The sequence below is a fragment of the Acetobacter lambici genome, from assembly GCF_011516885.1.
Lineage (GTDB): Bacteria > Pseudomonadota > Alphaproteobacteria > Acetobacterales > Acetobacteraceae > Acetobacter > Acetobacter lambici.
In genome coordinates this window covers 20,682-43,920 of record NZ_WOTD01000019.1, presented here as the reverse complement: position 1 = coordinate 43,920, position 23,239 = coordinate 20,682, and the positions used below count along the sequence as shown (strand labels likewise).

Below are 23,239 nucleotides of genomic sequence, written 5' to 3'. Positions count from 1 at the left end.
GGGCATCCCGGCCCGTTTTGCGCCATTTCCGCCAAACAGGAAAGGTCAGGACCGGGCCATACGTGGCCCAAAGGCCAGTTCGTGCACGGCACGCCAGTTTTTATCGACAAAATTGACAATCAGGGTGCGTCGCGTTCCCCTGATCGGGCGCTGGACAAAACCATGCCACGTCCTGTCAGACGGAATGAACAGCACCCCCGAATTGAACACCCCGGATGCACGGGCCACGGACTCGCCTTGCGGGGTCATCAGGTCCGTACCCCATTGCTCCGCCTCATCCCCGGTGGAAAGGGAGATCAGCAGGGTCAGCTTTTTGGCCCCGATATCCGTATGCGGCTCCAGCCAGAATCCATCCGTGTCCAGACACAGCTCCAGACGTAGGGCTGCTTCATCAAGCGGGGTTTCGCACACGCGTTCGAATGTTTCGCGCATGGAATCGGAGTCCAGCAACCGGGCCATACGGTCCAGCCGGGTATCCCTTGCACGCACCGCAGGGTCCACAAAAACGCGGAAGGCATTGCGCGTTTCCCGCCGCCCGCCAACATCCCCCGCTATGGCGGCCTCGCCCGGATTCCACGCCACCAGAGCATCGCAAGCAGGTCGTTCCAGCACGTCGTCCAGCATCCAGTGAGGGAACGGATGTGTGGCGGCAGGTGTGTGGGGCAGACGGTCTGGCAGGGTAAAATGTCCGGTCTGGCCGGGCAAAGGAGCATCAGGACGCATGATGTCCGATCCTTCCGCTGAAACAGAAAATATGGTGGAGAACCAGAGGTGCAGGGCTTTTTGCAGCATTGCCTCTGCGGTTCAGACGCTGTTCCTCAATGCGCCAAAACAACAGGATGATCAAGTTGCATGGCAGAAATGCCAATTTGAACGGTCTGTGTTTACAGCGCGCCGGAAAAACGGGGCGCTGGCGATTTGCCCGTGCTTGCCGCAGCCAGTTCTTTTTGGCGCGTATCAAAAACAGCGGCAACGTTACGCAGGAACGGACGCCCTTTTTCCGTTACCTCTATGCGGCTGTCAGTGCGCGTAATCAGCCCATCGCGCTCGAACAGGTGCAGGCTGGCCAGTTCCTCCACAAACCCGTCCATGCCCGGGTTGCCGGGAATATGGTGCGCGCTCAGGTCCACTGCCAGATCGCACATAATGCGTTCGATAATGGCCCCACGGTAACGGTCTTCTGCCGTGCAGGCAACGCCGCGCATGACCGGCAGTTCCGCCGAATCGGCCAGTGCGCGGGCATAGGTGGCAACGGTGGGAATGTTCTGGGCAAACCCTGCTGGCGCCATGGAAATGGCCGAGGCCCCCATACCCAGCAGAACCGGGCAGGAATCCGTTGTGTAACCCTGAAAATTACGATGCAGGGAGCCCGCGCGCGCGGCCTTGGCCAAGGCATCGTCCGGCAGGGCGTAATGGTCCAGCCCGATGGCCTGATACCCCGCCGCCTGCAACACCGCATCAATCTGCGCCCGCTGGGCCAGCCGTTCCGACGAACCCGGCAGAGCATCTTCAGGAATAAGCTTCTGGCGCTTCTGCTTCCACGGAATATGGGCATAGCCAAACACGGCCAGCCGGTCGGGGCGGAGCAGGGCAATCTGGCGCGCCGTCTCGCCCACGCTTTCCACCGTCTGGTAGGGAAGGCCGTAGATCAGGTCGATGTTCACACCCGTTACACCGGCTGCGCGCACCTGTTCAATACAGCTCCGGGTCTGCTCGAAGGACTGGTGGCGGCCACAGGCTTCCTGCACTTTTTCGTCCAGATCCTGCACACCAAGGCTGATGCGGTTGAACCCCAGAGCCCCCAGTAGCGCAGGGTAGCCTTCGGGCACATGCCGGGGGTCCATTTCCATGGCCAGTTCGGCATGATCGGCAAAACGGAAGAAAGTGCGCACAGCCCGCATAAGCTGGCGGAGCGATGCGGGGGGCAATGTGGTGGGCGTGCCACCGCCAAACTGGAGATGATGGACCGTACGCTGCTCGCCCGTTAGGGCTACAACCCGGCGCATTTCCTCGCGCAGCAGGTCGCCATAGGCCACGCGCCCGTCCTCATGCCGCATAACGGAGGTATTGCACCCGCAAAACCGGCAGAGCTCATCACAGAATGGAACATGAAAATAAAGCGAGACAGGCAGGTCTGCTGGCAGCGTACGCAGCCAGTTTTCCACGTCCTGAGACCCGACCGCATCTGAAAAACTCGCAGCGGTCGGGTAACTGGTGTAGCGCGGCAGATTCCCGCCGTAGCGGGAAATCAGGTCAGAGACGGGGTCCGCGCTCATCAGCTTAGATCAGAAGCGGTATGCAATACCGGCGGACACCACGGTGGGGTCCAAAGATTCATGAACGCGAACCTTCAGGCTTTCGTCCTTGTTTTCAGCCCATGCATGCATACGCACAAAGATCTGCTTGACGTCGGCGTTGAAGAACCAGTTACCAACCAGCTGATAGTCGAAGCCAACGTTCACAGCCGGGCCACCGGTGAAGCCGGAGTTCAGCTTGGTCAGACCACCGCCAACCTGCGGCAGAGCACCTGCACCACGCATGTTGTGGAACCACATGGCGGTTACACCCACACCCACATACGGGTTGAAGCGTTTGTGCGGACGGAAATGCCAAGCGAAGGTCAGGGTCGGGGGCAGCACCCAAGCGGAACCGATATCCAGCACGCGCGAACCACCGTTCAGGGGCTGCAGATCGCTACCGACAGCATTCACACGGTGGTGGGTGCTGGTGGCAATCAGGTCAACAGACAGGTTGTCGGTAAGGAAGTATTCAAGCGTCAGTTCCGGCATCGCCTGATTGGTGGTGGACAGATGCGTGTTGTTCAAGTGACCAAGGGCATTAACCCTCACGCTGCTGTCACGGTCCTGCGGCAGAACGCCAACGCCGGACAGACGGACCATGAAGTCACCTTTACCCAGACCAATTTTGGTGCTGGCGCAGGTTTCAAAAATCCCGCAGTGGCCAGAGCCTTTCTGCGCATCGGGGATACGGTTCATGACCGGGGCATTAACGTAGGCAGCATTGGGTTTTGCTGTCTGCGCCTGAGCAGCACCCGTCAGGGCGGCCACACCAGCCACTGCGGCTGTCAGAAAGGAACGGAACTTGACCATTGTGTTTTGTCTCTTCCACTGCACTGTAATTCTGTGCCGGAAAGACCACGCCCACGCCGTCGCAACCTTGATTTAGATCAAGTCTGCCCCATACTGGTTAAAGATGAGTCAAAACTGTGTCATTTTGAGCACAACCCCCGGTTTCGACTTTTTTGCAGTTCTGGCCTGCAATTAAAATAATCCCTTGGCATGATTGATTTATGTCAACAAAAGCTCAATGCTGCGGTGCGACCTTCTACTGCCCCAACCGTTATAACAAGCCGCAACTGGTTAATACTAAACGGTTTTCTGGATTTATCGCATGACATCTTCTCCGCAGACATCTGCCTTTGCGCATCCCGGCGGGGCCGCGTACGCCCCCAAAGCGGATGTGGATGTCATGCGTTGCCTTGTGTGTGACATCCGGAACAGGAGTCTATGCAACAGTATGGATGAGGAGGGACTGGCCGCCCTTGCCCATTCCTCCCGCCAGTTACTGCTGCCGCCGGGCACCACCATTGTTGAGGAAGGCGAGCCTGCGCTGGCGTTTTTCAATGTGACGCGCGGCACGGTCAAACTGTTCAAATCCCTCCCCGATGGCCGCAGGCAGATTACGGGCTTTGCCGATGCGGGGCAGTTTTTGGGCCTGAGCACGGCGCAGACCTACTCGTTTGGGGCGGAAACAGTGGATAACGTGCGCCTGTGCCGCTTCCTGCGCCCCCAGCTTGAGACATTACTGAGCGACTACCCAACATTTGAACGCCGCCTGCTGGCCGCCGTCACCGACAAACTGGCCGAAGCGCAGGAGCAGATGCTGCTACTGGGCCGCAAAACCGCGCGCGAAAAGGTTGCCACCTTTCTGCTGGACCGGATGAAAGCCTTCCACCAGACCGCGAACCGGCGGCAGGAGGCGGAAAATCTGGCCTCCGTGCCCATGACTCGGGTGGATATTGCCGATTATCTGGGCCTGACGATTGAAACCGTAAGCCGGACCATAAGCGCGTTCCGCCGCAGCCTGCTGATTGCCAGCGCGGAAAACCACCGGATTCGCATTCTGTCGGTTGCGACTCTGCTTAACATCGCCTCCGGGCAGAAGGCGGACTAAACCCGCGTTACCCCTACCCAAAAGCCGGCCAGATAGTGCTCAAAACAAAGGCCGACTCCATGGGAGCCGGCCTTTTGCCTTAGTCAAAACAGAACGACTTAGTTCTCATCATCATCCCCACCGCCAAGGCCGTTATCGGCAGGCAGACCCGCATTACTGCCATCTGGTGAAATAGCGATGAACAGGGACTGCCCGTCCCGCAGAATGCGCAGCAGCAATGGCTTTTTGGCCGTCATGGCAGCTTTGATCAGACCCACGGCCGTTTTGGGTGCATCCACCTGCTGGCTGCCCACAGCCTGAATAACATCCCCCGGACGAATACCAGCCTGATCGGCGGGAGACCCGGCCTCAACATCACTCACCACAACGCCATGTGCATCCTGCGGCAGACCAAGCTGCTGGCGTGTATCGCGGTTGAGGGGGGCAAGGGCTATGCCCAGATGCTGCCCGCCCACGGCACTCGCGGTTTTGCCCGCATCCCCCGAAGCACTGGCAAGGTTACCGATTTTAAGGTTGACCGTCTGCGCCTTGCCTGCACGCACAAAGCCAATTGTGACCTGCGTGCCCGGCGCTACCGCCGCCACACGTACGGCAAGGTCATGCGGGGTGGTGATCTTCTGGCCATTAAAGTCAGTAATCACATCCTCCGCCTTCAGCCCTGCTTTTTCGGCCGGGCTGTCCTGGCTCACACTGGCCACCAGCGCGCCCGCAGGCGGCGTACCGGCCACAGCCGGGGCGGGCAGATTGAGCGCACTGGCCATAACGGGGGAGATAATCTGCGCGTTGACCCCAAGGTAGCCACGCACCACGTGGCCGGTCTTGCGCAACTGGTCCACAACGCTGCGCACCGTATCGGAGGGAATGGCAAAGCCAATACCGATCGACCCCCCACCGGAGGGGGAGAGAATGGCGGTGTTCACACCCACCACCTTACCGTCCTGCGTAAACAGCGGGCCACCGGAGTTGCCGCGGTTAATGGGCGCGTCAACCTGAATGAAGTTGTCGTACGGGCCTTCGTTAATGTCACGCCCACGGGCGGAGACAATACCGGCGGTTACCGTGCCACCAAGCCCATACGGGTTGCCAACGGCAATCACCCATTCACCCGGCTGCACATCATCGGACTCGCCCAGTTCAATAAAGGGGAGCTTTTGCGTGGGCGTGACCTTGAGCAACGCCAGATCGGTCTTGCCGTCGCGGCCAACCACCTTGGCAGGCAGGGTCGTGCCATCATCAAGTGTGACCGTAACCTTGGTGGCCCCTTTGACCACATGGTTGTTGGTCACCACGTATCCATCAGCCGAGATGACAAAGCCCGACCCGCGCGCCTCGATCAGCTGCTTGGAGGGCTGGGGCATCATCTGGAACGGGAAGGGGAACGGGAAAGGCCCGCCACCGCCGCCCATGCCCATGCCACCGCCCTCACCTTCCATGGCGTCAGAGCGGATCATGGAGGTAATGGACACCACAGCCGGTTTGACCTGTTTGACCAGCTCCACAAAGTCGGGAATCCGCTGGGCGGGGCCACTGGGCTTGATCATGCTGGACGTATCCGCCCATGACGCGGTACCGGCCCATGGCCCGGCGGCGGAAACCAGCATGCAGCCAGCGAGCAGAGCCTTGGTCCAGTTGCGGCGGCTGCCACGCGTGCAAACGTTTGTCACAGATTTTTCCGACATCACGATCTTGACTGTTCCTTGTTTTACCCAAGCAGGACTCGTTTCGGGTGATCCGGGTCTGATCGGGTGGCCGCTTGAACCAAACAGCCACCACAACCTGCGACACCTTACGCCCTGAAGGCTAACATGGTTTCCTTTTCGGAAAAAAAAAGCCTTAATCTGGCCCTGCATGCAGGCTTTTATGCGAGGGGCGCAGGTCCCTTATCGCGCAGGGTACGAAAAAAGCTTTTCAGCATCTCTCCCGCCTCACGCTCGCGCACGCCGCCCACAATGTCGGGGCGGTGCAGGGTCTCGGCCCTGTAGGGTAGCCGGGGGCCATGCTCCACGGCGCCGCCCTTGGGGTCATACGCGCCAAAGACCAGCCGCCCGAGCCGAAAATGGGCCATGGCCGCAGCACACATGGGGCATGGTTCCAAGGACACGACCAAGGTGCAGTCGGCCAGCCTGCGCCCCTGCCGCTGGTGCACGGCCGCGCGCATGACCAGCATTTCCGCATGGGCGGAGGGGTCTTGCAGTTCTTCCACCCTGTTGCCCGCCTGCGCCAGCACCATGCCCTGCGCGTCCAGCAATACGGCACCAACCGGCACCTCGCCCCGACCAGCCGCCAGACGGGCCTGCTGCAAGGCCAGTTCCATGCCTCCACCCGGTTCCTTGCCAAGGTGGGGCGTGGCCGTATGACAAACCATTCCAACGCCTTTCATGACCCCTGCTCCCGCATCTGAACAATTCGGGGCCAGACACATCACATTTTTCTTGCAATCCAAACCGTAATTTTGTCATCCCGCCTTAAAGCCGCCACTATCCTTAATTCTTGCGCCACAAAGGTGCATCTGAAACCGGATTTTGGCCTGCTGGTCTCTCACTCTTGGCTGGAAAGGTCGGAACCATGCATACTCTGTCTTTCATTCTGGCCGCTGCTGCAATGGGGTTTGGTCTTGCTGTTGCGGACAGGCTTCCCAGCGAATCCTCCACCCCTGCAACGGCGCAGGCCAGCAGCCACATGATGCCACATGGCATCCCCTCGTTCCTGACCCGCTAGGTCGCCACACGGCGCGCTCGCACATACGGGCCAGACGGGAAAAGATGCAAAATTTCGGCACCTGTGGCACCTGACACGAAACAGTTCCAGTTTTCCTATGGCTTTTCGTGCAGGACCACAGGCTTATGGCAGCAGAGCGCCCCGTTATTGGCATTACCCTTGATCTGGAAGATGGCGGCGTGGAGCGTTACTCCCGCTTTGCGTGGTGTGCCCTGCGCGAAAATTATTTGAGCGCCGTAGCTACAGCCGGTGGCCTGCCGGTAGCCCTGCCCCTGTTCCCGCAACTGGGGCAGGAATACGTGGCCAAGCTGGACGGGCTGGTCATAACCGGTGGCGCGTTTGATATTGACCCCCTGCTGTATGGCGCAACCCAACGCCATGCCAGCGTAACCCTGCGCCCACGCCGCACACGGGCCGAGAGCATGCTGCTGGCAGCAGCGCTGCACCGCAACATACCCGTGCTGGGCATATGCGGTGGCATGCAGCTGATTGCCGTGGCCCTTGGGGCAACCCTTATCCAGCACCTGCCCGACACATACCCCACCGCCCTGCCGCATGAGCAGCCCAACCCACGGGATGAGGCAAGCCACGGTGTGGATATCCAGCCCGACACCCTTCTGGCCCGCATAACAGGCGGGGCCAGACGTATTGCCGTAAACTCCGCCCACCATCAGGCCGTCAGCACCCCCGGACGTGGCCGGGTGAATGCCATTGCCGAGGATGGCGTGATAGAAGGCATAGAAGATCCGGACCATCGTTTTTGCCTTGGGGTGCAATGGCACCCGGAATTTGGCATAGACCCGACAGACAGAACTCTTTTCAAGGCCTTCATACAGGCATCAGGAGAACAGGCGTGACGCAGGAAGCGCGGGGAGAACGCATTGCAAAGTGGCTGGCACGCTCAGGGGTGGCCAGCCGGCGCGATGCAGAGCGCATGATTGAGGAAGGGCGTGTGCGGCTGAACAGCCAGACCGTTACGCACCCGGCAACCTTTGTCACCGATGACGATATTGTTCTGGTGGATAACCAGCCGGTTTCCGCCCCCGAACGCACAAGGCTGTGGCGCTACCACAAGCCTGACGGGCTGGTAACAACCCACAAGGACCCGGAGGGACGGCCAACCGTCTTTTCCTCCCTGCCCGAAGGCATGCCCCGCGTGATCAGCGTTGGCAGGCTTGACCTGAACAGCGAAGGCCTTTTGCTGCTGACCAATGATGGCGAACTGGCCCGCAGACTGGAACTGCCCTCCAACGGCTGGCTGCGCCGTTACCGCGTGCGCGTGTTTGGCGTGGTGGACGAAGGGCGTCTGGCTTCCCTCGCCCAAGGCTCCGTGCTGGATGGCGTGCGCTACGGCCCCATTATTGCCGCCCTCGATTCGCGCAAGGGTGATAACGCGTGGCTCACCGTCTCGCTCAAGGAAGGCAAGAACCGTGAGATCCGCAAGGTCATGGCCGGGCTTAACCTGCATGTCAGCCGCCTGATCCGCACCAGCTACGGGCCGTTCCCCCTTGGCACGCTGCAAAAAGGCGAACTGGAGGAAATTCCCCCCCGCGTGCTGCGTGACCAGTTGCCCAAAATGCCGGAAAAAACCACGCAGTCGAACACCGCACTCCGCAACAAGGCCCGCTGATGGTGCGCATTATTGCGGGGGCGCGCAAAGGCCGGGTGCTGGCCGCCCCCACTGGTGGCACCACACGCCCCACGGCCGACCGCGTGCGCCAGGCCCTGTTTGACGTGCTGGCCCACGCCCCATGGGGTGGTGCACCCCTGCTGGAAGGCGCACACGTGCTGGACGCCTTTGCAGGCACGGGCGCACTTGGGCTGGAAGCCATGTCCCGCGGGGCGGAACATGCTGTTTTTTTTGAAACAGATCGCCCGGCCCTTGCCGCCCTGCGCGCCAACATTCATGCCTGCGGGTGGGATGAGCAGTGCCAGACCTACCCGCGCGATGTGACCAACCCGCCCGCCGCGCGCGTAACCCCTGCCTCCTTGCTGTTTTTGGACCCTCCCTACCATAAGGGCCTGCCCACCAGAGCGCTGGCAGCCCTGAAGGCAAAGGGATGGATTGCCCCCAACGCCGTGGCCGTGATTGAAACCGGGCGCGACGAACCCCTGCCCTTTACGGATGAGGCCGAGGGGGCTCCCCCCTGCCCGCATACCCTGCTGGCAGAGCGCCAGCACGGTGCGGCGCGCCTGTCCATCTGGCGGCTGGCATGGGACAAAGCGTAAAAAACACCGCATAATATCTGGATATCTGGTGACCATGAGCGCCTTGCTGCGCTACACAGACCAGAACAAAACGATTTTACAGGTTACAGAAGGCGAAGAGAAACATGGCTGGAAGCGTTAACAAGGTCATTTTGGTCGGCAATCTGGGCAAAGACCCCGAAGTCCGCACCAGCCAGAACGGGCAGAAAATCGTGTCCTTCTCCCTCGCCACCAGCGACACATGGAACGACCGCGCCTCGGGCGAAAAGCGTGAGCGCACGGAATGGCACCGTGTTGTTATTTTTAACGACCGGCTGGCCGACGTGGCAGAGCGGTTCCTGCGCAAGGGCCGCAAGGTTTACCTAGAAGGCTCGTTGCAGACCCGCAAATGGACCGATCAGGGCGGGCAGGAACGGTACACGACCGAAGTTGTCGTGGACCGCTTCCGTGGCGAACTGGTCCTGCTGGACAGCCGTAATGGTGGTGAAGGCGAAGGCGGCGGCGGCTTTGGTGGTGGCAACGGTGGCAGCAGCTACGGCGGCTACAACACCGGTGGCGGCAATGCGGACTACGGCAATGGTGGTGGCGGTGCTGGTGGCAGCGCTGGCTCCTCCCGCCTGCCTGCCCCGCAGCGTGGCGGCGGCGGTGCACCTTCTGGCGGGTGGGACGCCTCGGGCAGTGGCGATCTGGATGACGAAATTCCGTTCTGAGCACTCCATCTGCTCTGCCATGACCACAGGGGGCCGTTGCCATACGGCCCCTTTTTTTGTGGGTGGAATAAGGCCTCCGCCCCACCTGCCACCGTGGTCAGCCACCACACCAAAGCAAAAAACCGGCCCGAACGGGTTGGTGCATCACATCCGATTTTATTGAAATTTTAATAAAGTGATGTTTTCTGTTTATTACTTTTTCCAAATATCAGTTTTTCTTTATCTTACTGACCGATCATTCTGCTTTTCTTCATGCATTGGTGCATAAATTTCTTGGCGCATGGGCATGATGCCGCTATAAGCCGCGTCATTCTTTCAAGGCAGGTTTCCTGTCATTGCAAAGGCTGACGACAGACATGATTACTTTACCGCCAGATTATCGCCCGTCGGAAGACGAAGAGTTCATGAATCCTCTTCAGACGGAATACTTCCGGCAGAAACTGCTCAAATGGCGCGCCGATCTTTTGAAAGAGGCAGGGGACACTCTGGCCAGCCTTTCCGAAGGTGGCATTCATGAAGCCGATATTACCGACCGCGCAAGCGTGGAGACCGATCGTGCGCTGGAACTGCGTACCCGTGACCGCGCACGCAAGCTGATCGGCAAGATCAACCTTGCCCTCCAGCGGGTTGAAAACGGCAGTTACGGCTACTGTGAGGAAACAGGCGAGCCAATTGGCCTCAAACGTCTGGAAGCACGCCCCATCGCCACCTTGTCCATTGAGGCGCAGGAACAGCACGAGCGTATGGAAAAAACGCATCGGGACGATTAATTTTCGTCTTTTTTTGTTCCCCTCACTCTTGCGGTGTTCCGCCCAAACGGCTAGAACCCCGCAAGCAGTGCTGCTGTAGCTCAGTGGTAGAGCACTCCCTTGGTAAGGGAGAGGTCGACAGTTCAATCCTGTCCAGCAGCACCAGCAATCTTCCGTTCTTCAAAGGCGCTTAGGCGTCTGGTGTTTCTAGCACTTCAAACTAGACAGCACTGTCCGTATATCGGCAGGGTTTCTGGCTTGTAAGCTGCTTATGTTCCCGGCCTTCAAGGCACAAACGGACGTACAGAAGTGCCGTTGGGAACTATTGAATGCGTACTCCCCAAAAATAAATCTTGAGCCGAAAATACCTGTCATCCCGTTACATGATGGTCTGCACAACCGCATGTCATCGACCTTTGCCCAATAGGGCTTGGACAGTTCACTCCATAAAAAAAGACCCCGCACAATGGCGGGGTCTTTTGCAGGCAGGGCCGTAACAACCTGCATAGGCCAGTCAGAGCCGGAGCGGTTCAGCCACGCGGGCCGCCTTTGGAGCCACCCCCACCCGGACCACCACCGTGGCCGCCACCGGATGGGCCGCCTCCATGTCCGCCACCGCCACCACCGCCGGGGCGTTGTCCACCACCCCCACCGGGGCCACCGGACGCACCACCACCGCCAAAGCCACCACCGGGGCGGTTACCACCACCCGGTCGCCCTCCCATACTACCACCATTACCGCCCCCGCCGGGGCGGCCGGGGCCCATGCCGGGCCTGCCCATGGGCGGGCGTGGAGCCGGGCGGGACCAGCCACCACCGCTGTAATAACCGCCGCCATACCCGTAATAATCGTCATAGCGCATGGCGGAACCGGCATATCCGTATGGATAATACGGGCGTGGCCCCGGACCGCCGGGGCCAACACACCCCGCCAGAGTTGTTAAAGAACCCAATGCCGCCAGAGCGCACACAAGACGTTTCATAACAATGGCCTCCTGCTGGTGGTCAGCACTCAGGCGCCAACCTTCACCAGCACATGATGTTTTTTGCCAGCAGATAGCCTGATGGCGCCGTCCACACTATCGTGCTCCATAATCAGGCGATTTTCATCCGTGATCACGGCATTGTTGAGGCGCGCGCCACCACCGCGCACCAAACGCCGGGCCTCGCCATTGGTTTTGGCAAGCCCTGCCTCCACCAGCAGACGGAAAACGGGAATCCCCTGTGCAAGCTCTGGCTGGGCCACCTCATGCACAGGCAGGTCGGCAGCGGTTACCCGGCCTTCCTCAAAGGTCTGGCGGGCGGCCTCGGCGGCGGCCAGAGCAGCCTTGCGCCCATGGCACAGGGCCGTGGCCTCGGTTGCCAGCACTTTTTTGGCCTCGTTAATTTCCGCTCCCTGCAAGCCCTCAAGGCGTGCGCATTCCTCTAGCGGAAGGTCCGTGAACAGGCGCAGGAAACGCCCCACATCGGCATCTTCGGTGTTGCGCCAGAACTGCCAGTAATCAAACACAGGCAGACGCGTGGGGGAGAGCCACACGGCACCACTGGCCGTTTTGCCCATTTTGGCACCCGATGAGGTGGTCAGCAGGGGAGTGGTCAGGCCCATGACGGACTTCTGGTCCGTCCTGCGCACCAGTTCCACGCCCGAGATAATGTTGCCCCACTGGTCGGATCCGCCAAGCTGGAGCACCAGACCGTATTTGCGGCTCAGTTCGCGGAAGTCATAGGACTGAAGAATGGAGTAGTTGAACTCCAGGAACGTCAGTCCCTGCTCACGTTCCAGCCGGTTTTTGACGGAGTCGAACGCCAGCATGCGGTTGATGGAAAAATGTACCCCCACGTCCCGCAGCAGATCAATATAGGCCAGCTTGTCCAGCCAGTCGGCATTATTGACCAGCAGGGCATCGGACGCGCCCGTGCCAAAGGTCAGGAACTGGCGCAGGCACCCTTCGATCCCGGCAAGATTGGTCTGGATAATGTCATCCGTCATCAACCGCCGTGCTTCCTCGCGGAAAGAGGGGTCACCAATCCGCGCGGTGCCGCCGCCTACAAGGGCGATCGGGCGGTGGCCATGCTTTTGCAGTAGCCGGAGCATCATAATCTGGATCAGCCCACCCACATGCAGGCTGTCCGCCGTGGGGTCAAAGCCGATATAAGCCGAGATGGACTCCCGTTCCATAAGTGCGTCCAGCGCCTGCGCATCCGTGCACTGGAAAATGAAACCGCGTGCCGCGGCCTCGCGCATGAAAGAACTCTGAAATCCGCTCTCGACCATTTTCCTGTCCCTATCCTCCGGCCCGCATCAGGCGGGCAGAACCCAAGGCACACGCTCTAGCATGAGAGCGCGCGCAACAGGAACAGCCCACGCGCAGGCGTAATGCTCTGTGGCGTGTGCCCTCAGACTGTGCCACCCACGGTCAGCCCGGTCATTTTAAGGGTCGGCTGGCCCACGCCCACCGGCACGCCCTGCCCGGCCTTGCCGCAGGTGCCAATACCGGGGTCCAGCTCCAGATTACCCCCGATCATGGAGACCTGAGTCATGGCCTCCGCCCCGCTGCCAATCAGGGTTGCCCCCTTGACCGGGGCCGTAACGCGCCCGTTTTCGATCAGATAGGCTTCCGATGCGGCAAAAACGAACTTGCCCGAGGTAATATCCACCTGCCCGCCACCAAAATGCACGGCATACAGACCACGCTTGACTGAACGGATCATCTCCTCCGTGGTGGCGTTGCCTTCAAGCATAATGGTGTTGGTCATGCGCGGCAGGGGCATATGCGCGTAAGACTGGCGGCGGCCATTACCCGTAGGGGCCACCCCCATGAGCCGCGCGTTCAGCCGGTCCTGCAAATAGCCTTTGAGAATACCATCCTCGATCAGCACCGTGCGGCCCGTGGGTGTGCCTTCGTCATCTATGGTCAGGCTGCCGCGGCGGTCGGGCATGGAGCCATCATCAATAACCGTCACACCGGGGGAGGCCACGCGCGTGCCAATACGTCCGGCAAAAACGGACGTGCCCTTGCGGTTGAAGTCCCCTTCCAGCCCGTGGCCCACCGCCTCGTGCAGCAAAATACCGGGCCAGCCCGCACCAAGCACCACTTCCATTTCCCCCGCCGGGGCGGCCTGTGCCTCCAGCGCGACCAGCGCCTGCCGCAGGGCTTCGTCCACAGCGCCATGCCATGTTTCCGCGTTCAGCAGGCGGTTGATCTCGTAACGTCCGCCAAGGCCGTAGCTCCCGCTCTCGCGCTTGCCAGCATGTTCGACCACCACCGACACATTCAGCCGCACCAGTGGTCGCAGGTCGGCCACGCGCGCGCCATCGGCCCGGATAATCTGCACGGCCTGCCACTCGCCCGAGAGCGAGGCCATGACCTGCACCACGCGCGAATCCTTGGCCCGTGCATACGCATCTATGCTGGAGAGCAGGCCCGAACGGGCAGCAAAATCCGTATCCCCCAGCGGGTTGGCATCCGTGTACAGCCGCTGGTTGGTGGGCCGTGGGGGGGGCGCCATCTGCCCCGACCGGCCCGCGCGCACGGCACTGACCGCATCGGCCGCGCGCAGCAGGGAGGTACGGCTCATCTCGTCCGAATGGGCAAAGCCTGTTTCCTCGCCCAAAACCGCGCGCAGGCCAAAACCCGTGCTGGTGTTAAAGGAGGCGGAACGGATCACCCCGTCATCAAGTGCTATGGATTCGCTCTCGCGGTATTCAAGGAACAGTTCGCCGTCGTCCATGCCGTCCAGCGCCGTGCGGGTCAGCTTTTCGGCTTCATCGCGGTTGAGCTGGGCCTGCCCGTTGGTAAAAAACAACTGGTCTGTGGCGGCCAGCGCCCCGGCGTGTGAGGGAGAGAAAGACATGGACCAAAGCCCTCCGTCTGGAAAATATCCGTACTGGGAATAACAGCGACCCGCATGGGCCGCCGCCTGTTTTGCCTGAATGCCAGAAGCGGCGCGGGTCAGATACCCGGCAGCTCGTTAACCGTAACCACCCGCCAACCCGTATCCAGCCGTTCGAGAATGGTAAGCGAGAGATTCTGCACCGAAAAATGCAGTGCTGTCTCGGCGTGTATCCGCAACGCATGCGCAAGGGCTGCGCGAATAACCCCGCCATGGGCCACCGCCACAATGTTCCGCCCCGCATGCGTTCTGGCCAGCCGGTCCAGCAGGCGGCCGACGCGGCTACAGACCTCGATCACACTTTCGCCCTCGGGGGGGCAGTCGGTGGCGGCCACGGGCCAGAACGGGTGGGGGGCAGGGTCAGGTGCTCGGGCAGGGCGTGGTATTCCAGCCCCTGCCATGTGCCCAGATTCTGCTCGATCAGGTCTGGCTCCACCGTAAGCGGGCGGGGGCCATAGCCTGCCTCCTCAATGGCCTGCGCGGTGCGCCGTGTGCGTGAGAGCGGGCTGATGAACCACTTGGCATCCTGCGGCAGGCGTTCGGCCAGCGCGCGGTACATGGGTTTTTGGGCAATCAGGCTCTCGGGGCAGAGCGGCACGTCCATGCTGCCATACATGCGCATGCGGGCGTTCTCTTCTACCAAAGCGTGGCGGATCAGCCAGAAGCGGGTAATACCGGTTGGAAGTTCAGGCCCATCCAGAAAATGATCCTGAGAAGAGGATGAGGCTTTTTCGGCAGTCATGTGTTCGCTCATGCCTCTGTTGTGGAATCAGCTTTGCCGGAGCGCAAGAGCAGAAATGCCCTGCCTGCCCAGAGCATGAACCTGCCGGGGCACACCCGCCCCACCGGGCAGGCCGGCACTGGCCACACATGGGCCACAAGGCGGCGTGGCATGGGCAAGGTCTGCCCAATAGCGCAGGATCAGCCCTAGTTTGGCCAGCATCCATGCCACGGGATGGTCTGCCGCCGGGGTGCTCTCCGCCACAAGCAAACCAGCGGGCAGCGCTGCGGCATAGCCCCCCCCCGTGCCCGAAATATGCCGTGCCGAGGCCGAAACACGGAGCGCGCCCATGCCCGCCTCCACCCCACCGGGTGTGGTTATGGCAACAGGCTGCCCCACATGGCACGGCAGGGCCGCAAGGGCACGCTCCGCATCCCGCAGGCCAACGGGCAGATGGGGGGTAATATCGGCCAGCAACCAGCCATGCAGGTCTTTTGCCTGTTCAAAATCAAGTGCCTCGCCATCCACCAGCACAACAAACGCAAAAATGCTTGGCAGGCTGTCCCATGCATCCGCTTCTGGCTGGGTGGAAAGTGCGACCGAGGGCAGAAGGCGCACAAACGGGCAGGCATTCAGCGCTGCCATGGCTCCTTGCATAAACTGGTGCAGCCGGTCCTTTTTTTGCACATCCGGCACGGCGGCAAAGGCCGCCATTTCGGCCCGAGCGCCACTCCAGCGCAGGAACAGGCCTGCGTTCAGGCCCAAGGGCAGGGTACGGGCTGCGGGCAGGTCCGGCCATTCGGCCCGCGTGGCATAGGCCGCCAGACCAGCAGGCAGGCGGCTCTGGCGCAGGCGGTCCAGCCAGCTATCGGGCAGGAACAGCGCGCCGCTAAAGGGTGGTCCGGTAAAAAACTTGGACCCCGTAACCATAACCGCCCAGCCCCAGCCCACGTACTGGCGCACGGGTTCTGGCCGCAGTCGGGCCTGACACGCATCCACCAGAACATCCACCTTGCCGGGGTAAAGCGCGCACAAGGCCCGCACCCTGCTGGCGGGCAGCACCAACTGCCCGGTTTTGGAAACATGCAGCACATACAAAAGTACGCGCCGCCCGGCTTTGACCGCGCGGGCTATATGCTGCTGGCAGGCCGCAAACAGATCATCATCTGGCACACGCTCGCCGCCATCTCGGCGCAATGGCAGGGCAACATGCTCCGCATCGCGCACAAACCCGTCTATGGGCGCGCCCTTCTGCACGTCCTGCCCACGCGCGGTGCGGTTTGCAAAGTGGCGGCCACATGTGGCCAGCGGCACACCGCTGCCTGTTTCCTCCACTCCGGGCAAAATGGTAGTGAGGGGGGCATCCAGCAGACCCATGAGCCCTGTGGCGGCCAGAGCGCAGTCGGTCCCTGATGGGGCCAGCACGACCCGTCCGGTGCTGTCCAGATGGTAAAAGGCGGCCAAAAACGCCTTGACCTCCTCCACGGCGGCCTCTCCCGCCTGACCGTCCACCGCAAGACGGATCAGTCTGGCACAGGCCTGATGAATGGCCTGTGCCGCAGCCAGTGTGGGCGTGGAGGCTGTGGAGGAGGAAAAATCCAGCTCCCCATACCGGGGGAAGGGCTGACACCCATACCGGTTAAGCCCGGTCTGGGCTCCGGGGTCCAGCCGTTCATCCCCCCCCTGCACCACCAGCCATTCCGCTGGCTGCAAGACCGGCCATGCCGTGCAGGCCCACCCGTGCAGAGCCTGTGCATCCACTGTATGCGGGCGGAGCGCGGGGGCCACAAAAAACGCCATATCCGCAACACACCGGGCCAGTTGGGCGGCATCCGGCACAGCCGCGCCCGCAAGCGCGTTCCCCCATGACCATGGCATGTTCGCTGCCACCCTGCCCGGCGGGCAGAATGGCCCGGTACGCCATGCGCAGGCCGTAACCCGTGCCGCAGCCAGCAGGATGCGCGCCATCCGCTGCCCATCCACCGCCTCCTGCGCGTGGTGGGGGGGAGCGTTTACAAGGACTGACAGTTCCGCTGCCAGACGGGCACAAAACCACGCCTGCGCAGGCCCGACCCGCTCCGGGCCGCACAGAATGGTCCCATCGGGCTGAACACACACGGGGCGCTCAAACGTGGATTGTTGCACAACCGAGCCGGGTGCCAGCATATGCCGCAGGATGGAGGAGGACTGCATATGCTGGAAAACATCGGTCAAATTACTTGCGTCCATTCACTCGGCACACCCTGGAGCGGAAGATAAACAAAAACAGACATCCGCCATTCCGCCGGGCCTGCGCACCCTGATTCTTTTTTACGTCCACCACAGCCCCGCCCCTGACTGCATGGTCCCATGCACCACGCGCCCCACCCCGGTAAAGGCGGGAACACCCATTAAGCCCGCATGGTGGCCATGCTGCCCCTTATATTGTCGATCCCCCGCGTCTGAACAAGCGGAACACGCCACTGCCGCCCATGTCCACCACGCCGGGTGGCCATGCTCCACCCCCCGATGCCCCCGGCCAGCCTGGCACACATGCCGCCCGCCTCTGGCCGTAATCTTGTGCAAAGGATGCGGTTCGCAATACTCGGCAGGGCTGCTAAGAAGAACGCAGTCACCCTTTACAACCACCCGCGCCCGCGATTCCTGCCCACGGCAGGGAGCAGGTGCGGCCTCTGGAGTCAGGACCGGCACCCTTGGCGCGCACAAGCCCTTTAAATACCACCAACGCCCCCGTTCCCCACAAAAGTGGCCTGCGCCTGCGCATGGAGGAAGGGGGCGGCGTTGCGCTATGCATTCTGGCCTGTGCCCTGCTGGCCGCCCTGCTGACCTATAATCCGACCGATCCGTCCTTTAACACCGCGACAAACCAGCCGCCAACCAACCTGCTGGGCACAACAGGCGCGTTTGTAGCCGATACGCTGCTGCAGGGAATCGGGCTTGGGGCCACCGTGCCCGTGCTTATTCTCATGGCATGGGGGTGGCGCTTTATGAGCCACCGCCTGCTCGGGCATGAAACATGGATGATCTTTGGCATGCGGGTGGCAGCCATTTTGTGCCTGCTTCCTGTTTCTGGCGCACTTCTTGCAGCCATTCCGCTCCTGTTTACCGCACTCCCCACCGTTGAATGGCCAACACAGGCGGGTATTGGCGGGGGCGTTGGCCATTCCATTGCCCAGACCTCCATTGCCGCGGGCATGGCCGCCATCGGGCCTGCGGGGGGAATGGTCATCTGGCTGTTAGGCGGCCTGCTTGCGGGGCTTCTGCTCGCACTGGGCACCGGTCTGCGGCGGGAGGAATGGTTTGCCATCTGGCGGGCGTTTGTTTTTGTGATCTGCCTGCCCGGCAGGCTGGGCAGACGGTTTGTGCGCTACTACGCCAGCCACAAACCACAACCCGCCCCCTCCACCACCGCGCAGCCCACCGCCTACACGCCCCCGGCCCAGCCAGCGGCAGACCCGTTTTATGGCAGCACCCTGCCCTCCGGCGCATTGTTTGATGATGAGGAGGACGAGCACGCCCCCACCCCTTACCACCCAGCACAAGCCTCTTCCGCCCAGACTACAGGCACGGCACTGGTGCTGCACGGCGCGCAGGATCACACGCACCCCACCGGCCACACCCTTGTGCCCACGCCACTGGATACACCACCGAACAGTGCTGCACGGGCAGCCGCCATAACCCCGCTGCCTGCCACAAAGGCCGAAGCTACCTTTACGCTGCCCACGGCGACAACACCGCACCCAGCACCAGAAAAACCCGCCAAAAGCGGGCTGCTTGGCCGCCTGTTCTCCGGCTCCAGCCAGCCTGAGAGCACAAGCACCACCCCCGAGCGCAACCCCACCGCCACCCGCAAGGGTGGGTGGGAACTCCCCCCCATGAGCCTGCTGCGCGCAGCCCCCAGCAACGCCCATACCGGCCCCTCGCCCGAACTCCTGAACGCCACCGCCCGCATGCTGGAACAGGTTCTGGCCGATTACGGCGTGCAGGGCCGCATTGTGGGCATGAGCGCTGGCCCCGTGGTCACACTGTATGAGCTTGAACCCGCACCGGGTATTCGCTCTGCCCGCATTATCGGGCTGGCGGACGATGTGGCGCGCTCGCTGTCCGTGCTGAGCGTGCGCATTGCCACCGTGCCGGGGCGCAATGTGATGGGGATTGAAGTTCCCAACCAGACGCGTGAGACGGTTTATCTGTCCGAACTGCTCAACCAGCCCACATGGCGCGAGGATACCGGCCAGCTCCCCCTTGCCCTTGGCAAGGACATTGCGGGCGAACCCATGTTCTCCGACCTTGCGCGTATGCCCCACCTACTGGTGGCGGGCACCACCGGGTCGGGTAAGTCGGTTGGTGTGAACGCCATGATCCTCTCCCTGCTCTACCGGCATTCGCCCGATGAATGCAGGCTGATCATGATTGACCCCAAGGTGCTCGAACTCTCCATTTACGATGGTATTCCCCACCTGCTGACCCCGGTTGTGACCGAACCACCCAAGGCCGTAAACGCGCTCAAATGGGTCGTGCGCGAGATGGACCGCCGCTACCGCACCATGGCCCACCTGCAGGTACGCAACATTGCAGGTTACAACGCCCGCGCGGCCGAAGCCCGCGCGGATGGGGAGGTGGTGGTCCGCCGCGTGCAGACCGGCTTTGACCCCGAAACCGGCAACCCGGTGTTTGAGGAACAGTCCGTCGCCCTCGACCCCATGCCCTATATTGTGGTCATTATTGACGAAATGGCCGACCTGATGATGACCGCAGGCAAGGAAATTGACGCCTGCGTGCAACGTCTGGCGCAAAAGGCGCGTGCTGCGGGTATTCACGTTATCATGGCAACGCAGCGCCCTTCGGTGGATGTGATTACCGGCACCATCAAGGCCAACTTCCCCACCCGTATTTCGTTCCAGGTGATCAGCAAGTTCGACAGCCGCACCATTCTGGGCGAGCAGGGAGCCGAGCAGTTGCTGGGTCAGGGGGACATGCTGTTCATGCAGGGTGGTGGCCGCATTACCCGCGTACACGGCCCGTTTGTGGCCGACAGCGAGGTGGAGCAGGTCGTCAACTTCCTTAAAGAACAGGGCGAGCCGATTTATGATGAGGACGTGCTGGCCGAACCCATGGAGGAGAACACATCCTCCAGCGGCAGCAGCCGCTCTGGCGGGAACGAAAACGCCGAAGCCGACATGTACACCGAGGCCGTGAACATTGTCACGCGGGAGGGCAAGGCTTCCACCTCCTTTATCCAGCGCCACCTGTCCATTGGCTACAACCGCGCGGCCAAACTGATCGAACAGATGGAAAAGGAAGGCATTATCAGCCGGGCGGACAATGTAGGCCGCCGCAAGGTGCTGGTTGGCTCCGCGCGAGAAGAAGACTAGCCCCCTCATGCTCCCGGCCCTGCCCCCCCTGCTCTACCAGAGCAGCCATGTGGTGATCCTTGATAAACCCGCGGGCCTGCCCGTGCATACCGGCCCCGGCGGTGGAGCCTGTGTGGAGGACTGGTTCCCCCAACTCTCCCGCCGCAAGGATGGACCTTGGCTTGCCCACCGGCTGGATGCCGATACATCGGGCTGCCTGACCATAGCCCTGCGCAAACAGCCATTACTGGCCATGCAGCAGGCCTTTGCCAGCAAAACCGCGCGCAAGACCTACTGGGCTGTAGTGGAAGGTGGGCCACAGGCCACAACCGGGCGCATTGACCTGCCCCTGCTCAAAACCACCACCAAGGCGGGCTGGTCCATGCAGGTGGCCGATGGTGGCGCACCTTCGGCCACAACATGGCGGGTACTGGGCCGGAGCGGGGCCACAAGCTGGCTGGAACTGGAGCTGGAAACCGGGCGCACCCATCAGGCCCGCGTGCATTGCGCCGCCATGGGCTGGCCCATTGTAGGGGACGCCCTTTACGGCAAACCTGACCCGTCTGGCCTGCACCTGCTTGCCAGAAGCCTGTTCCTGCCCATTGATAACGGCATTACCGCAACCGCCCCCCCACGCGCGGGCATGCGGCCCGCCCTAAGCACCTGCGGATGGGACAAAACCGGGCAGGACTGAACGCCCCACCCCCGCGCAAGCACCAAAGACCACACTCCGCGGGAACACCAGCGGGAGCCTGCCCCAAAACCAGCAACAGGCCCGCACCCATGGGAGGGGGCGACCGGAGCAACAACCCGGCAACCCGCAAGAACCGCCCCAACGCCCAGAACCTAAGCCTGCCCGAGTAGCCCCACATCTGGCCAGCACCGCACAAGTTGTGCGTGCAGACTCTGGCGCTGGGGGCGCAGGACAGCACTGTCGAACATCTGTGCCCGCGCCCGGCCCGCCTGCCCCATGCGGGTGCGCAGAGCGGTGTCGGACATCAGGCGGTCGAGCGCCTCCACCAGAGCAGGCAGGTCATCAGGGTTGGCGTAAAGGGCGGCCTGCCCCGCAACATCGGGTAGGCCACCTTTGGGGGATGTTACCAGTGCGGCCCCACACCCCATGGCCTCCAGTGCCGCCATGCCAAAAGGTTCGGCCCACCGGCTGGGAACCGCCACAATGGCGGCATGGCTCATGGCCTGCAAAACCTGCGCATGGGGCTGGTAGCCTGCCATATGCACCCCCGCAGCCCGTGCCTGCTCCTGCACCTTGGCCAAAACCGCCGTTTGTGGGGAGGCCGGGCCAAACCTGTCCGCCCCTATAATTGTGGCACGCCATGTGGGGTGGCTGGGCAGCAGGGCGGCACAGGCCTGCACAAAGGCATCTACCCCCTTGTCCGCCACAACACGGCCCGCAAACAGCACAAGATTGTCCCGCACAGGGGCGGGCGCTGGCAGCGCGGCAAGGTCCAGCCCATTGGGCAGAACAGTAACGTGCCCCTGCACCCCCTGCGCCACAAACCGCTCGCGCACCCAGCCCGACACCGCCACAACCGCCATGTTGCGCGCAAGCTCCGTGCGCTCCTGTGCGGTTTTGCCACCACGCATGCCACACGGGTCGTTATGCAGGACCAGCACCAGCGGAATATGGGGAAAGCGCTGCCCAATGGCTCGCGCCAGATCTGGCCGGTTATGCACTTCCACCAGATCGGGGCGGATGGTGTGGATCAGCCGTGCCACTCCGGCGCGGTAACGCCCCATGTTGCCCAGCGCGAACAGGACGGAGGGCACAGGGGTAAACGACACATCGCCATAAGGGGGCGTTACGGGCGGGCTGCCCACCACCACCTCGCCAGCACCTGCCATGCGGTGCACCAGCAACGCTATGGCCCCTGCCTCGCCGGGGGCAAAGCGTTCACGCGGCGGCAGGACGGTCATGACCCGCAAAGGTGGTAGGGCATTTGCAGCAGGCACAACGCCTACGGAGCTGGCCATACTCATGCTGGCACGCAGCGGACCGTCATGGCGTGATCAGGCCAGAGTTTCGTACATATCCAAGTGCCATTCCACCGGCTCCCGCGCAGCAGCGGCGTACCACTCCACCATAAGCGGGTGGTGGCGCACCGCCTGCATGTAAGCCTGCGCCGTGCTGGACAGGCCCGGTACATCATAGGACAGAAAGCGGCAGACAACAGGGGCGAACATGGCATCCACGTTGCCCATGCCCGGCCCACACAGGAACGGGCCACCCCGGCCAGCCCCTTCGGTCCAGATTGCGTTAATGCGCGCAATATCCTTGTGCACATCCTCCGCCAGAGGCGCAGCCAACGGGCGGTTACGGCCCAGATTCATGGGCAGGGCGGAGCGCACGGCCCGGAAGCCGGAATGCATTTCGGCCGCAACCGAGCGCGCCCATGCCCGCATAGCCCGGTCCGTGGGCCACAAAAACCCGTGGAGTTCGGCGCAGTATTCCGCAATGGAGAGCGAGTCCCACACCACAGCGCCCTTATGCTCCAAGTAAGGCACACACCCGTTGGGCGAGAGGGTTTTGAGCGCCATGGTCTGGCCCGCACCGGCCAGCGGCACAACCTCCACCCCCACATCCAGCCCTGCCAGCCGCACGCTCAGCCAGCCCCGCAAGGACCATGACGAATAACGCTGTGTGCCAATAACCAGACGACCTTCCGCCATGCG

The 23,239-nt window shown here is 62.1% G+C and carries 22 protein-coding genes, 1 tRNA gene and 1 pseudogene; 11 read left to right on the top strand and 13 right to left on the bottom strand.

What is annotated here, in order from left to right:
- Positions 1-45: 45 nt before the first annotated feature.
- From GOB86_RS09760 to GOB86_RS09750, 3 genes are all read right to left on the bottom strand, one after another.
- Positions 46-723, bottom strand: coding sequence for a 2OG-Fe(II) oxygenase (locus GOB86_RS09760; RefSeq protein ID WP_165992141.1), 678 nt, complete (start codon positions 721-723; stop codon positions 46-48).
- Positions 724-884: 161 nt separating this feature from the next.
- Positions 885-2,276, bottom strand: a complete 1,392-nt coding sequence (gene hemN / locus GOB86_RS09755) for an oxygen-independent coproporphyrinogen III oxidase (RefSeq protein ID WP_165992140.1) — start codon at positions 2,274-2,276, stop codon at positions 885-887.
- Between the two features lie 9 nt (positions 2,277-2,285).
- Entirely contained in the window at positions 2,286-3,110 is an 825-nt protein-coding gene (locus GOB86_RS09750; protein ID WP_165992139.1) for an OmpW/AlkL family protein, read from the bottom strand.
- A 301-nt stretch (positions 3,111-3,411) separates the two neighbouring features.
- Between GOB86_RS09750 and GOB86_RS09745 the strand changes: the two genes are divergently transcribed.
- A complete protein-coding gene (locus tag GOB86_RS09745; protein WP_242012587.1) occupies positions 3,412-4,194 on the top strand; it encodes a Crp/Fnr family transcriptional regulator in 783 nt (260 codons plus the stop codon).
- A 98-nt stretch (positions 4,195-4,292) separates the two neighbouring features.
- On the opposite strand, the gene GOB86_RS09740 is transcribed toward GOB86_RS09745, so the two are convergent.
- The gene (locus tag GOB86_RS09740; RefSeq protein WP_165992138.1) at positions 4,293-5,873 is read right to left on the bottom strand and encodes a Do family serine endopeptidase; all 1,581 of its coding nucleotides are present in this window, start codon (positions 5,871-5,873) and stop codon (positions 4,293-4,295) included.
- A gap of 179 nt (positions 5,874-6,052) precedes the next feature.
- Positions 6,053-6,508, bottom strand: coding sequence for a nucleoside deaminase (locus GOB86_RS09735; RefSeq protein ID WP_408737364.1), 456 nt, complete (start codon positions 6,506-6,508; stop codon positions 6,053-6,055).
- 251 nt (positions 6,509-6,759) lie between these two features.
- Between GOB86_RS09735 and GOB86_RS09730 the strand changes: the two genes are divergently transcribed.
- From GOB86_RS09730 to GOB86_RS09700, 7 genes are all read left to right on the top strand, one after another.
- Positions 6,760-6,912, top strand: a complete 153-nt coding sequence (locus tag GOB86_RS09730; RefSeq protein WP_165992137.1) for a hypothetical protein — start codon at positions 6,760-6,762, stop codon at positions 6,910-6,912.
- Between the two features lie 125 nt (positions 6,913-7,037).
- Positions 7,038-7,769 (top strand): gamma-glutamyl-gamma-aminobutyrate hydrolase family protein, encoded by a 732-nt coding sequence (locus GOB86_RS09725; RefSeq protein ID WP_165992136.1) that lies wholly within the window; start codon positions 7,038-7,040, stop codon positions 7,767-7,769.
- A complete protein-coding gene (locus GOB86_RS09720; RefSeq protein ID WP_165992135.1) occupies positions 7,766-8,542 on the top strand; it encodes a pseudouridine synthase in 777 nt (258 codons plus the stop codon). The genes GOB86_RS09725 and GOB86_RS09720 overlap by 4 nt, the downstream gene beginning before the upstream one ends.
- The gene (gene rsmD, locus GOB86_RS09715) at positions 8,542-9,141 is read left to right on the top strand and encodes a 16S rRNA (guanine(966)-N(2))-methyltransferase RsmD (RefSeq protein WP_194301154.1); all 600 of its coding nucleotides are present in this window, start codon (positions 8,542-8,544) and stop codon (positions 9,139-9,141) included. Before GOB86_RS09720 ends, rsmD begins: the two co-directional genes overlap by 1 nt.
- Before the next feature lie 104 nt (positions 9,142-9,245).
- On the top strand, positions 9,246-9,830 hold the full coding sequence (gene ssb, locus GOB86_RS09710; protein WP_165992134.1) for a single-stranded DNA-binding protein: 585 nt from the start codon (positions 9,246-9,248) through the stop codon (positions 9,828-9,830).
- A 356-nt stretch (positions 9,831-10,186) separates the two neighbouring features.
- Entirely contained in the window at positions 10,187-10,600 is a 414-nt protein-coding gene (gene dksA, locus GOB86_RS09705; protein ID WP_025828648.1) for an RNA polymerase-binding protein DksA, read from the top strand.
- 69 nt (positions 10,601-10,669) lie between these two features.
- A tRNA-Thr gene (locus tag GOB86_RS09700) sits at positions 10,670-10,744 on the top strand.
- A 365-nt stretch (positions 10,745-11,109) separates the two neighbouring features.
- Here the strand turns inward: GOB86_RS09700 and GOB86_RS09695 are convergent.
- The 6 genes and pseudogenes from GOB86_RS09695 to GOB86_RS09670 all read right to left on the bottom strand — a co-directional run bounded on the left by GOB86_RS09695 (position 11,110) and on the right by GOB86_RS09670 (position 17,885).
- A complete protein-coding gene (locus GOB86_RS09695) occupies positions 11,110-11,562 on the bottom strand; it encodes a hypothetical protein (protein WP_165992133.1) in 453 nt (150 codons plus the stop codon).
- Between the two features lie 29 nt (positions 11,563-11,591).
- Entirely contained in the window at positions 11,592-12,854 is a 1,263-nt protein-coding gene (gene tyrS / locus GOB86_RS09690; protein ID WP_165992132.1) for a tyrosine--tRNA ligase, read from the bottom strand.
- Between the two features lie 122 nt (positions 12,855-12,976).
- Positions 12,977-14,434 carry a metalloprotease TldD gene (tldD, locus tag GOB86_RS09685; RefSeq protein WP_165992131.1) on the bottom strand — a complete coding sequence of 486 codons (1,458 nt, stop codon included), beginning with the start codon at positions 14,432-14,434 and terminating at the stop codon, positions 12,977-12,979.
- 98 nt (positions 14,435-14,532) lie between these two features.
- Positions 14,533-15,227: pseudogene (locus GOB86_RS09680) on the bottom strand (histidine phosphatase family protein).
- Between the two features lie 15 nt (positions 15,228-15,242).
- A complete protein-coding gene (locus GOB86_RS09675; RefSeq protein ID WP_165992130.1) occupies positions 15,243-17,408 on the bottom strand; it encodes a GMP reductase in 2,166 nt (721 codons plus the stop codon).
- Between the two features lie 96 nt (positions 17,409-17,504).
- The gene (locus GOB86_RS09670; protein WP_165992129.1) at positions 17,505-17,885 is read right to left on the bottom strand and encodes a hypothetical protein; all 381 of its coding nucleotides are present in this window, start codon (positions 17,883-17,885) and stop codon (positions 17,505-17,507) included.
- Between the two features lie 2 nt (positions 17,886-17,887).
- On the opposite strand from GOB86_RS09670, the gene GOB86_RS09665 reads away from it, so the two are divergent.
- From GOB86_RS09665 to GOB86_RS09655, 3 genes are read left to right on the top strand one after another with little or no spacing between them, the layout of a single operon-like run.
- Positions 17,888-20,569 (top strand): DNA translocase FtsK, encoded by a 2,682-nt coding sequence (locus tag GOB86_RS09665; RefSeq protein ID WP_277875469.1) that lies wholly within the window; start codon positions 17,888-17,890, stop codon positions 20,567-20,569.
- A gap of 7 nt (positions 20,570-20,576) precedes the next feature.
- Entirely contained in the window at positions 20,577-21,242 is a 666-nt protein-coding gene (locus GOB86_RS09660; RefSeq protein ID WP_165992128.1) for an RluA family pseudouridine synthase, read from the top strand.
- Positions 21,218-21,412, top strand: a complete 195-nt coding sequence (locus tag GOB86_RS09655; RefSeq protein WP_165992127.1) for a hypothetical protein — start codon at positions 21,218-21,220, stop codon at positions 21,410-21,412. Before GOB86_RS09660 ends, GOB86_RS09655 begins: the two co-directional genes overlap by 25 nt.
- On the opposite strand, the gene GOB86_RS09650 is transcribed toward GOB86_RS09655, so the two are convergent.
- Entirely contained in the window at positions 21,395-22,546 is a 1,152-nt protein-coding gene (locus GOB86_RS09650; RefSeq protein WP_242012586.1) for a glycosyltransferase family 4 protein, read from the bottom strand. The genes GOB86_RS09655 and GOB86_RS09650 overlap by 18 nt on opposite strands.
- A 30-nt stretch (positions 22,547-22,576) precedes the next feature.
- A complete protein-coding gene (locus GOB86_RS09645; RefSeq protein ID WP_165992126.1) occupies positions 22,577-23,236 on the bottom strand; it encodes a glutathione S-transferase in 660 nt (219 codons plus the stop codon).
- Positions 23,237-23,239 lie beyond the last annotated feature (3 nt).

Coding starts and splice junctions, on each gene's coding strand:
- hemN (WP_165992140.1), bottom strand. CDS start 2,276: ATGAGCGCGGACCCCGTCTCTGACCTGATTTCCCGCTACGGCGGGAAT.
- ssb (WP_165992134.1), top strand. CDS start 9,246: ATGGCTGGAAGCGTTAACAAGGTCATTTTGGTCGGCAATCTGGGCAAA.
- GOB86_RS09740 (WP_165992138.1), bottom strand. CDS start 5,873: ATGTCGGAAAAATCTGTGACAAACGTTTGCACGCGTGGCAGCCGCCGC.
- tldD (WP_165992131.1), bottom strand. CDS start 14,434: ATGTCTTTCTCTCCCTCACACGCCGGGGCGCTGGCCGCCACAGACCAG.
- GOB86_RS09650 (WP_242012586.1), bottom strand. CDS start 22,546: ATGAGTATGGCCAGCTCCGTAGGCGTTGTGCCTGCTGCAAATGCCCTA.
- GOB86_RS09725 (WP_165992136.1), top strand. CDS start 7,038: ATGGCAGCAGAGCGCCCCGTTATTGGCATTACCCTTGATCTGGAAGAT.
- dksA (WP_025828648.1), top strand. CDS start 10,187: ATGATTACTTTACCGCCAGATTATCGCCCGTCGGAAGACGAAGAGTTC.
- GOB86_RS09730 (WP_165992137.1), top strand. CDS start 6,760: ATGCATACTCTGTCTTTCATTCTGGCCGCTGCTGCAATGGGGTTTGGT.
- tyrS (WP_165992132.1), bottom strand. CDS start 12,854: ATGGTCGAGAGCGGATTTCAGAGTTCTTTCATGCGCGAGGCCGCGGCA.
- GOB86_RS09745 (WP_242012587.1), top strand. CDS start 3,412: ATGACATCTTCTCCGCAGACATCTGCCTTTGCGCATCCCGGCGGGGCC.
- GOB86_RS09735 (WP_408737364.1), bottom strand. CDS start 6,508: ATGGAACTGGCCTTGCAGCAGGCCCGTCTGGCGGCTGGTCGGGGCGAG.
- rsmD (WP_194301154.1), top strand. CDS start 8,542: ATGGTGCGCATTATTGCGGGGGCGCGCAAAGGCCGGGTGCTGGCCGCC.
- GOB86_RS09660 (WP_165992128.1), top strand. CDS start 20,577: ATGCTCCCGGCCCTGCCCCCCCTGCTCTACCAGAGCAGCCATGTGGTG.
- GOB86_RS09750 (WP_165992139.1), bottom strand. CDS start 3,110: ATGGTCAAGTTCCGTTCCTTTCTGACAGCCGCAGTGGCTGGTGTGGCC.
- GOB86_RS09695 (WP_165992133.1), bottom strand. CDS start 11,562: ATGAAACGTCTTGTGTGCGCTCTGGCGGCATTGGGTTCTTTAACAACT.
- GOB86_RS09655 (WP_165992127.1), top strand. CDS start 21,218: ATGGGACAAAACCGGGCAGGACTGAACGCCCCACCCCCGCGCAAGCAC.
- GOB86_RS09760 (WP_165992141.1), bottom strand. CDS start 723: ATGCGTCCTGATGCTCCTTTGCCCGGCCAGACCGGACATTTTACCCTG.
- GOB86_RS09645 (WP_165992126.1), bottom strand. CDS start 23,236: ATGGCGGAAGGTCGTCTGGTTATTGGCACACAGCGTTATTCGTCATGG.